This is a genomic window from Megasphaera lornae (genome assembly GCF_000214495.1).
In the GTDB taxonomy this organism is placed as follows: Bacteria; Bacillota; Negativicutes; order Veillonellales; family Megasphaeraceae; genus Megasphaera; species Megasphaera lornae.
This window is the reverse complement of sequence record NZ_AFIJ01000025.1, coordinates 1-12,101: the sequence shown is the minus strand read 5'-3', so window position 1 is coordinate 12,101 and position 12,101 is coordinate 1. Positions and strand designations below refer to the sequence as shown.

At 47.4% G+C, this 12,101-nt stretch carries 1 protein-coding gene; it reads left to right on the top strand.

Annotation, left to right across the window (positions count from 1 at the left end; all coding sequences use genetic code 11):
- Positions 1 to 12,101, top strand: a 12,101-nt coding sequence (locus HMPREF1039_RS08160; protein WP_176603341.1) for a hypothetical protein, incomplete at both ends; no start/stop codon positions are given.

The window sequence follows — 12,101 nt, the reverse complement described above, 5'->3', positions numbered from 1 at the left end:
CTGAATAACTTGAATGCGCCTGAAGGCACGTTGGCAAAAATGCAAGAGCAAATTACGGCCAATAAAGGAAAGTCGGAAAATAATGCCAAGGTCATTGCCGACATTACCAAGCAGGGCGGTAAAATTGACACGGCTATTACGACGCTGAACCGGTTGAATGCGCCTGACGGCACGTTGGCAAAAATGCAAGAACAAATTACGGCCAATAAAGGAAAGTCGGAAAATAATGCACAGGCCATTGCCGACATTACCCGAAAAGACGGTAAAATAGATCAGGCAATGGATAAGGTTATGCAGAGTATCGGTGCTATGTATGACGGGCCTATGCAATATTTGCAACAAAGTCAAACGGATATTCGGGTAAAGATTACGCAAAATGTTACGGATATAAAGAACAATAAAGAAGCCATTGCCGACATTACCAAGAAAGGCGGCAAAATTGATACGGCGATTGCCGCGTTGACCGGAAAAACCGGGGCGATTACGAAAAACAGTAAGGCTATACAAACGAATGCCGAAGCGATTGCCGCGCTGACGAAAGAAGGCGGCGCCGTTACGGAGAATAAGACGGCGATTGAAAAGAATACAACGGCACTGAATAACTTGAATGCGCCTGACGGCACGTTGGCAAAAATGCAAGAGCAAATTACGGCCAATAAAGGAAAGTCGGAAGATAATGCACAGAACATTGCCGCGATTACCAATCCGGGCGGTAAAATCGACACGGCTATTAAAGCGCTGAAGGACGGAGAAGTAAAGAGCAACAAAGAAGCGATTGAAAAGAATACAACGGCACTGAATAACTTGAATGCGCCTAACGGCACGTTGGCAAAAATGCAAGAGCAAATTACGGCCAATAAAGGAAAGTCGGAAGATAATGCACAGAACATTGCCGCGATTACCAATCCGGGCGGTAAAATCGACACGGCTATTAAAGCGCTGAAGGACGGAGAAGTAAAGAGCAATACCGATGCTATTACGGCGCTGAAGAACGGAGAAGTAAAGAGCAATACCGATGCTATTACGGCGCTGAAGAACGGAGAAGTAAAGAGCAATACCGATGCTATTACGGCGCTTACTAAATCCGGCGGCACGTTGGAAACGATGAAGAAGGAGTTAACGAATAAAATCGGTGAAGCGCAAACGACGCTGGATGCTAAAGTTAAAAAGAATACACAGGCCATTGCCGATATTACCAATCCGGGCGGTAAAATCGACACGGCTATTACGGCGCTGAAGAACGGAGAGGTAAAGAGCAATACCGATGCTATTACAGCGTTGAAGAACGGAGAAGTAAAGAGCAATACAACGGCGATTAAGAATTTATCCGTAACGGTAGCGGCAAATAAACAAGCGACGGACGTAAGTTTAAAAAAACTTGAAGAAGCGTTTAATAAACGAATAAGCGGACAAAATGCAGGGCAAGTTCATCTGGGGATAGACACAAAGGAAAATGGCCAGCTGGGTATGCGTTATTTCCGCACCAGTATGAGTAAAGATGGAGATGCGCATCCGGACGGACAGAATTCCCTGGCTATCGGCAGCAGCACGACAAAGGGCATCGGCGCTATCGGCATGGCTGCCGGCGGAGAAAATTCGACGATAGACGGAAAAGACTCCATCGGCATTGGCAATAAAGTAAAGATAACGGCCGATACAAAGAATGAAAATGTTATTGCCGTCGGCACGGAGGCTTCGGTTCTTGATCAGGCAGCCGGCGCAATCGCTATCGGCTATCAGACGAGTATAGCGGCTACGAATGAAAATGCTATGGCAATCGGAACCGGTGCAAAAACGTATGCCGAAGATACAATGGCGTTGGGGCATTCAGCACAATCGAATATGAAAGGCAGTATTGCAATCGGTGCGGGTGCACAAGTCGGCGAGTACCTGGAACCGCCGGTTTTGAATGCCGACGGCGGCAAGCAGGACGGCTTGGGATCCGGGATAAACGGTATTGCTATCGGGAACGGCGCCCAAAGTATGTCGGATGCGACGATTGCAATCGGCGTGAATGCCGGGGCGGGGATGAAAAAAACCGGCAATATTCCGTTGGCGGCATCTCATATTATTATCGGCGACCAAGCGGGTGAAGGCTTGGAAGGGCTGCAAAATATTGCTCTCGGGTATAAGAGCGGCGGAAATGTGCAAAGTAATTACAATGTATCGATCGGGTCGGAAGCCGGCAGAAATATATTGGGAAGTCGTACCGATCCTATCGGTAAGAATGTTTCTATCGGCTATCATGCTAATTTTCGGAAAGCGGTGACGCAACCGGAACAAGACGTCGAGGATACGGAAGGCGATCCCGGAACGACAACGCCGCCTAAAGAAAAGATGATGAAGATTCCGCGTATTGCCGAAGATTCAGAAAAAATCAGATTGGTACAGTCTACCGCTATCGGCAGTGAATCGATTGCCGCCAATGACGGTACGGCTATCGGATATCAGGCGCAAGCGCTGGGACATAGCGGTACGGCTATCGGTTTTACGGCCATTGCCAAAGGGGAAAACACGTTGGCGTTGGGAGCCGATGCCAAGGCCGAGGCCGGTAATGTGGCCATCGGTTCCGGCTCGGTGGCACCGGAACAGAGCGTGACCGGCAAAACGGCCGAGTACACCGGTGCCAAGGCTAGTACTACCGTGGTTTCGGTCGGTAATCAGACCGGGCATATGTTGCGGCGGGTGACCAATGTGGGCGATGCGATTGATGCGCAAGATGCGGTTACGCTGGCACAGCTCAAAGCCGGGTTGGCGCAAGTTGCCAAGGATATTAATGTAAAAGCGCAGGGACCGCATGCCGCCTCCGGCGTCGGGTATGATTTGGGGGCAATCGGCGGCATGCCGAGCATTACGTTGCAACCGGGAGACCAAAAAACGGGTACGATTATTCATAACGTAGCCAAAGGGGTAAATGCGGGAGATGCGGTTAATTTAGCACAGCTTAAAGAATATACGGAGCAGGGCATGGGCCATTATTTTTCTACCAATGCACCTGTGGCCAAGTCTAATTTTGATAACGGCGGCGCTACCGGAGAAAATGCCGTCGCCTTCGGTATTGCTGCGGCTTCTACCGCTAAATACAGTGCGGCTATGGGAAATTATGTACAGGCGCAAGGGGAAGGCAGTTTAGCGATCGGGACGGGGTATTATGATAAAGATGACCCGGCTACGAAACCGGCTACGGGAGAAGAAGTACAACCGATTGTGACAAAAGCCGTGTCGGGGTACCGATATAATGCCGCTATCGGTGCCGGCGCTATTACAGAAGGGAATTATAGTATGGCTGTCGGCCCGCGCGCGATGGTTCGGCATAAGTTGGACAAACAATCGGGAGAAAGTTTGTCCCCCGACTATTCGTTGGCTATGGGATATTTGTCTACCGTATATGATCGGAACGGGATTGCCATCGGCAATTCGGCAGAAGCACATCAGCAGGACGGGATAGCTGTCGGCCGCGATTCGTGGAGTCTGCGCGATGATGCGGTGGTGATGGGTACACACAATACGGCGGTAGGGAAACAATCCGCCGCCGTGGGCTATCAGAATGGTGTTTCCGGCATGAATACGTATGTTATCGGCAGCAGTAATATGAATTTGACGGATGAAGATCGTAAAGATGTATTGGATACGCTGGCTTATGCCGCAACAAAGGGAATTACGGATGATAATTCTACCGTATTAGGGAATAATAATACGTTTGATCCGTTTTTTGAAGTGAAAAAATCATTGGATCAAAAAACAGATGTTAATATTATTAAACGCGGCGAAGATAATCACCTTGTAGGGAATCAAAATGCGATAAACATGTATAATACACATGCCTTTGTTGTGGGGTCGTCCAATACGTTAACCAAGACGAATAATACGGGTGTGTTAGGTTCGGGTAATACCGTTACTGTAGATAATACGATAACATTGGGAAATACGAATAAAGCGGGCGGTGCGGATACTAAGATTTTAGGACATGAAAATACGATTACCGCTGAAAGTGCGGCGATTATAGGCGATCAAAACAAGACGATTTCCGGTGACAAAATACATATTTTAGGCAGCAGCAATGAAAATATTAGTTCCACGAAGGGGCATATTATCGGCTTTGCGAACACGGAGATCGCCGGTACCCGGCATCGGATTATCGGTGATGAAAATCGTCAAGTTTCAGGACAGCATACGGTACTCTTAGGGGATGCGAATGTCAATATTGACGCTGCCAATACGCAAATTTTTGGCGATGAAAATACGGGTGTATCTACGGTACGGAGTCATATTATAGGTTCTTTGAATAGCAGTATTTCCGGTACGGGGCAGCAAATTATAGGGGATGAAAACAAGAATATTGCCGGGAACCGCAATGTCATTTTGGGCAATAAGAATAATACGGTTGGGACGGATACGGAAGGTACGCAAATTTTTGGCGATGAAAATACGGGTGTATCTACGGTACGGAGTCATATTATAGGTTCTTTAAATAGCAGTATAGCCGGTACGGAACAGCGCATTATAGGGGATGAAAACAAGAATATTGCCGGGAACCGCAATGTCGTCTTGGGCAATAAGAATAAAAATATTGCGGCGAATACGGAGAACACGCAAGTTTCGGGTAATGAAAATGCGGATATAGCGGCTGTTCGCTCGCTGGTTTGGGGCTATCAAAATCAGCAAGTGGCGACGGGAACTGCGGATACCCAAATTATCGGTAACCGCAATAGCAATATTAAGGCGGAACGTACGCAAATTATCGGTGACAGCAATGCTGCCGGCAGCGTCGAAACGAATATGACAACAGGGGCAAGCGGTGAACCGATAGCGCAGAGTACGCTTACGGCTATTACGGATTCGCAAATCATGGGGAATGCAAATAGGGTACAGCATAGTCATGTGCAAGTTTTGGGAAATCGTATTAGTACCGGTTTGGGAAATTCTGCGTATATCGGCGATGATGCGGCGTATACCGACGATGCCGCTCTTTCGGCGGGAAATACGGAATATACAAAAGACGCTATTTATGGATATACCTTTGCAGCGGCAAAACCGACAGGCGTCGTGACGGTAGGCGCGAAAGATAAGGAACGTCGTATTCAAAATGTGGCGGCCGGGTTAGTTGCGCCTACTGCTACGGACGCGGTAAACGGCAGTCAGTTGTATCAATTAACCAGACCGCTTCATTTCGGCGGCGACAATTCCGTATTCGCTGAACACGAAGACCATGCAAAAGATAAAAATGTTCTTCATACGGGTTCCAATCAAATACTTACAATTAAAGGCGGCGCTGATTTGAGCAAAGTCAGTGCGGGGAATATCGGCGTGGTCGTGGATGCCGAACAAAAGACGATGAATGTGAAGCTTGCCAAGAATTTAACCGATTTGGAAAGCGTAACATTCGGTAATGATGACACGGCGATGAAATTGGATGGCACGACCCGGTCGATTTCTCAGGTTAAAAAAGTAACTTTCGGCGCTCCGGATGCTAAAAACAGTGTGGTAATAGACGGTACGAAGAACGTCCTTACCGGTTTATCGAATACGGAGTGGCTGCCGCCGGCAAAAAGAGGTGCCGACTTTGATAAATCGCAAGCCGCCACACAAGGGCAATTGGAAGCTTTTGAAAAAACGACACAACGCGGTTTTGATGTATATGTAAATACGGAGGACAAGGCCGATACATTCAGCGTTACTTTGGGTGATGAAAAAAAGAACGATGCAATCGGCTTTTTAGCAGGGAATAATTTAACCGTAACGCATAAGGATAAGCAAATTACGTATGCGTTGAAAGATGACTTGTCGGTAGGAAGAAAAACCGAAAATGGAGAACCCGGCAAGGACGGTTCCATCGGAGTACAAGGGAAAAACGGGGAAAGTGTGGTCATTAACGGTAAAGACGGCACCGTTACGATGGAAAGCGCCAAAGATGAACATAATAATAAAAACACGATTAGTTTGAACGGCAAAGACGGTACCGTCGGGATTACCGGCAAAGACGGCACCGGGGTTGTGATGAACGGGGAGAACGGAACCATTGCGGTACAAGGAAAAGACGGTGAAGACGGGAAAGCCGGCGCAGCGGTTGTGATTGACGGTAAGAACGGTATTACGACGATTGCAGGGAAAACCGATGAGAACAATAAGAAAAATATGATTACCCTTAACGGCAAAGACGGATCCATGGGAGTCAGCGGTAAAGACGGCAATCATGTAACGTTAAATGGAAATGACGGATCTATTGCTATTAAGGGCAATGACGGTACCGATACGGTTTTTGTTACCACTCAAAACGGAACGGTCGGCGTAGACGGCCAAGACGGTACTACCCGCTTGGTTGTAAAAGACGGGGATAAGACGAATGCGCTGGCGACCGTGAAAGACGGCTTGAAGTTTATGGGAGATGCGGGAACGGAAAATAAGCTTTCTCTTAATGAACAGTTGACGATTACCGGCGGTATTGCAGCATCCGAGGCATTGAGTACAGAAAATAACCTTGGTGTCGTCGCTGACGGCAAGCATAATTTAACGGTCCGGTTGGCAAAAGATCTTAAAGGATTGGATTCTATTTCGTTAGGAGATAAAGAAGCGCCGATGAAAATCGACGGCACGAAAAAAACGATTAGTCGTATTCAAACCATGATATTCGGCGCTCCCGACAGTACGGATCGGTTGACCTTACATGGGGATGATAAAGTCATTACCGGCCTGTCCAATACGGAGTTGAAGAAAGATATGAAAGCCGATCAGGCGGCAAGCCAGGGGCAATTGACACAGGTATTGGAAAAACTGGATCAAGCGAAAAAAGATGCAACGGATTATCAGCTGGTCGGCAATCCGGAGGATACGACAAATCATAAATATACGGTCAGCGATGCCGGTGAAGTGACGTTAACCGTACAAGATAAGAAGCATCCGACGAATACGGAAAAAGTAACTATTGCCGATGTAGCGAAGAAATCCGATGTAACGAAGCTTGCAGGTACGTTTGACGACTATGCCGTTAAGTACGATAAGAACGGCGACGTTGTAAATAAAGATTCCATTACCTTGGCAGGAAATACGACGACGGGCACGGCTATCCATAATGTAGCGGACGGAAAAGTTGAACAAAACAGCAAAGATGCCGTTAACGGCGGTCAGTTGTTTACAACGAAGCAAACGATTGAAAACAAAATGGGTAAGACCAACCAAGGCTTTGACGTATATATTACCGATCCGACCAAAGAAGAGAATACTTTTAATGTAAAATTAGGTGCGGAAAAGAAAGACGCCTTCGGATTTGTCGCCGGAAACGGCTTGGAAATCAGTAAAAACGGCAAGCAGATTACGTATGCCCTGAAAGATGAGGTGGAAGTCGGTAAACAAGGTGCGGCAGGTACCGACGGAAAAGACGGCAAAGTAACGGTGCACGGTAAAGACGGCGAAAGTGTGGTCATTAACGGCAAAGACGGCACGATCGGGGCCAACGGAAAAGACGGCAATAGTGTTACTGTTAACGGACAGAACGGTACCATCGGTGCCAACGGTAAAGATGGCGCCGCCGTAACGATTAACGGTGCGGACGGATCTATCGGCATGAATGGGAAAGACGGTAAAAACGGCGTTACCATTACCACCGGTGCAGGTACTGTCGGGTTGGACGGTAAAGACGGCGCAACACGGATCATTGTCAAAGACGGCGATAAGAGTAACGCTTTGGCGACGATGAATGACGGGTTGAAGTTCCAAGGTGACAATACCGATGTCGTAGTGAATCGTAAGCTGAATGAAACGCTTACCGTACAAGGCGGAGAAACGGATGCCGGAAAATTGACGGCAGGAAATATCGGCGTGATTGCCGACAGTATCCATGGCGGCTTACAGGTTAAGTTGGCAAAAGAACTGAAGGGTATGGAAAGCGTGACCTTCGGCACGGATGCGAAATCCATGAAGATTGACGGGAAAAATAAGACCATCAGCAATGTCGGTGCGATTACGGGACTTACGAATACGACCTTGCCGGACAACTTGGACTCGTTACAAGTGGATCAGGCGGCAAGTCAGGGACAGCTGAAAACATTAGCGGCAAAAGTAAAAGAGGACGAAGCCGCTATGAGCGATTATCAGTTGGTCGGCAATCCGGAGGATGCGACGAACCATAAATATACGGTCAGCGATGCCGGTGAAGTGACGTTAACCGTACAAGATAAGAAGCATCCGACGAATACGGAAAAAGTAACCATTGCCGATGTAGCGAAGAAATCCGATGTAACGAAGTTGGATAAAACGTTTGCCGATTATGCCGTTAAGTACGATAAGAACGGTGACGTTGTAAATAAAGATTCCATTACCTTGGCAGGAAATACGACGACGGGTACGGCTATTCATAATGTGGCTAAAGGTGACGTATCGGAAAACAGCAAAGATGCCGTTAACGGCGGTCAGTTGTTTGCAACGCAGCAAACGATGGAAAACAAAATTACGAATGTAACGAATAATTTGAGTAAGACCAACCAAGGATTTGACGTATATATTACCGATCAAAATAATGCGGATAATACATTTACTGTAAAATTAGGTGAAGACAAGAAAGACGCCTTCGGATTTGCCGCCGGAAACGGCTTGGAAATCAGCAAGACGGGCAAGAAGATTACGTACGCTTTGAAAGATGAGGTGGAAGTCGGCAAACAAGGTACAGGCAAAGACGGTAAAGACGGCAAAGTAACGGTGCACGGTAAAGACGGCGAAAGTGTGGTCATTAACGGTAAAAACGGGGAAGTGACGATAAAAGGTCAACCGGGAGCCGACGGCAAGAGCAACACGGTCAGCATAAGCGGTAAAGACGGCACGATCGGAGTCAACGGAAAAGACGGTAACAGCGTTACCTTGAACGGTGTGGATGGCTCTATCGGCATGAAAGGGAAAGACGGTACAAACGGTATTACCATTACCACCGGTGACGGTCACGTAGGGTTGGACGGCAACGACGGCAAAACGCGGATCATTGTCAAAGACGGCACGCAGAATAATGAATTGGCGACGATGAATGACGGCCTGAAGTTTAAAGGTGATGATGGCAATGCTGTCGGCGTGAAGTTGAATAATCAAGTCAATATAGTAGGCGGCGCGCAAATTATTCGAGACGGCGAAACGATTAAGAATCTGACGGATAATAATATCGGAGTAGAATCTATTGCGGACGAAGCGGACGGAAAGAATGCAAAATTAAAGATTCGCTTGGCAAAAGAACTGAAAGATATGGAAAGCGTGACCTTCGGCAATACTGCAGAAGCGATGAAAATCGACGGTACGAATAAAACGATTACTCATGTATCAACGATTACGGGGCTTACGAATACGACGCTGACGGATACTATGCAAGCCGATCAGGCGGCAAGTCAGGGACAACTGACAAAAGTATTGGAAAAATTGGATAAAGCGCAGGCAGATGCAACGGATTATCAGCTGGTCGGCAATCCGGAGGATGCGACGAACCATAAATATACGGTCAGCGATGCCGGTGAAGTGACGTTAACCGTACAAGATAAGAAGCATCCGACGAATACGGAAAAAGTAACCATTGCCGATGTAGCGAAGAAATCCGATGTAACGAAGTTGGATAAAACGTTTGCCGATTATGCCGTTAAGTACGATAAGAACGGCGACGTTGTAAACAAAGATTCCATTACCTTGGCAGGAAATACGACGACGGGTACGGCCATTCACAATGTAGCGGACGGAAAAGTCGAACAAAACAGCAAAGATGCCGTTAACGGCGGTCAGTTGTTTGCAACGCAGCAAACGATGGAAAGCAAAATTACGAATGTAACGAATAACTTGGATAAGACCAACCGGGGCTTTGACGTATATATTACCGATCCGACCAAAGCGGATAATACGTTTACTGTAAAATTAGGTGAAGACAAGAAAGACGCCTTCGGATTTGCCGCCGGAAACGGCTTGGAAATCAGCAAGACGGGCAAGAAGATTACGTATGCCCTGAAAGATGAGGTGGAAGTCGGCAAACAAGGTACCGGCAAAGACGGTAAAGACGGCAAAGTAACGGTGCACGGTAAAGACGGAGAAAGTGTGGTCATTAACGGAAAAGACGGCACGATCGGTGCCAACGGAAAAGACGGCAATAGTGTTACTGTTAACGGACAGAACGGTACCATCGGTGCCAATGGTAAAGATGGCGCCGCCGTAACGATTAACGGGGCAGAAGGCTCTATCGGTATGAAAGGGAAAGACGGTAAAAACGGCGTTACCATTACCACCGGTGCCGGTACTGCAGGGTTGGACGGTCAAGACGGCGCAACGCGGATCATCGTCAAAGACGGCGATAAGAGTAACGCTTTGGCGACGATGAATGACGGCCTGAAGTTTAAAGGTGATGACGGCAATGCTGTCGGCGTGAAGTTGGATAATCAAGTTAATATAGTAGGCGGCGCTAAGATTAGCAAAGTCGGGGAACAAATTACGAACCTGACAGAAAATAATATCGGCGTCGAATCGGTAACAGAAGGAGCGAATGCAAAATTAAAGATTCGCTTGGCAAAAGAACTGAAGGATATGGACAGCATTACCTTCGGCAGCGCCGTCGATGCTATGAAGATCGACGGAAAAAATAAGACCATCAGCAATGTAGGCACGATTACGGGACTTACGAATACAAAGCTGACGGATAACATGAAAGAAGATCAGGCGGCAAGTCAGGGACAACTGACAAAAGTATTGGAAAAACTGGATAAAGCGCAGGCAGATGCAACGGATTATCAGTTGGTCGGCAATCCGGAGGATGCGACGAACCATAAATATACGGTCAGCGATGCCGGTGAAGTGACGTTAACCGTACAAGATAAGAAGCATCCGACGAATACGGAAAAAGTAACCATTGCCGATGTAGCGAAGAAATCCGATGTAACGAAGCTTGCGGATACGTTTAACGACTATGCCGTTAAGTACGATAAGAACGGCGACGTTGTAAATAAAGATTCCATTACCTTGGCAGGAAATACGACGACGGGTACGGCTATCCATAATGTGGCTAAAGGTGACGTATCGGAAAACAGCAAAGATGCCGTTAACGGCGGACAATTATACAAGACCAACCAAGGCTTTGACGTATATATTAATGATCAAAATAATGCGGATAATACGTTTACTGTAAAATTAGGTGCGGACAAGAAAGACGCCTTCGGATTTGCCGCCGGAAACGGCTTGGAAATCAGCAAGACGGGCAAGAAGATTACGTATGCCCTGAAAGATGAGGTGGAAGTCGGCAAACAAGGTACAGGCAAAGACGGCAAAGACGGCAAAGTAACGGTACACGGTAAAGACGGCGAAAGTGTGGTCATTAACGGCAAAGACGGCACGATTGGAGCAACAGGAAAAGACGGCAATAGTGTTACTGTTAACGGACAGAACGGCACCATCGGAGTCAACGGAAAAGACGGCAACAGCGTTACCTTGAACGGCGCGGACGGCTCTATCGGCATGAAAGGGAAAGACGGTAAAAACGCTATTACCATTACCACCGGAGACGGTCACGTAGGGTTGGACGGTCAAGACGGCGCAACGCGGATCATCGTCAAAGACGGCACGAAGAATAATGAATTGGCGACGATGAATGACGGCCTGAAGTTCATGGGAGATATGGGTACGGAAGATAAACTGAAACTCAATGAACAGTTGAAAGTGACCGGCGGTATTACGGAAAATGACAAATTAAGTCAAGCCGGTAATATCGGTGTCACCGCCGACGGCAATAAGACATTGACCTTGCGTCTGGCCAAGGAACTCACCGGGTTGGACGGCATTACCTTCGGAAGCGCCGGCGATGCCCTGAAGATCGACGGGAAAAATAAGACCATCAGCAATGTAGGCACGATTACGGGGCTTACGAATACGACGCTGACGGATACTATGAAAGCCGATCAGGCGGCAAGTCAGGGACAATTGACAAAAGTATTGGAAAAACTGGATCAAGCGCAGAAAGATGCAACGGATTATCGGTTGGTAGCAAACGAAAATGCAGCCGATAAGAAGTACAGTGTTAACGAAAAACATGAAATTGTCTTGCAGGTAAAAGATACGAAGCATCCGAACAGTAAAGTAGAAAATGTTACGATTACAGA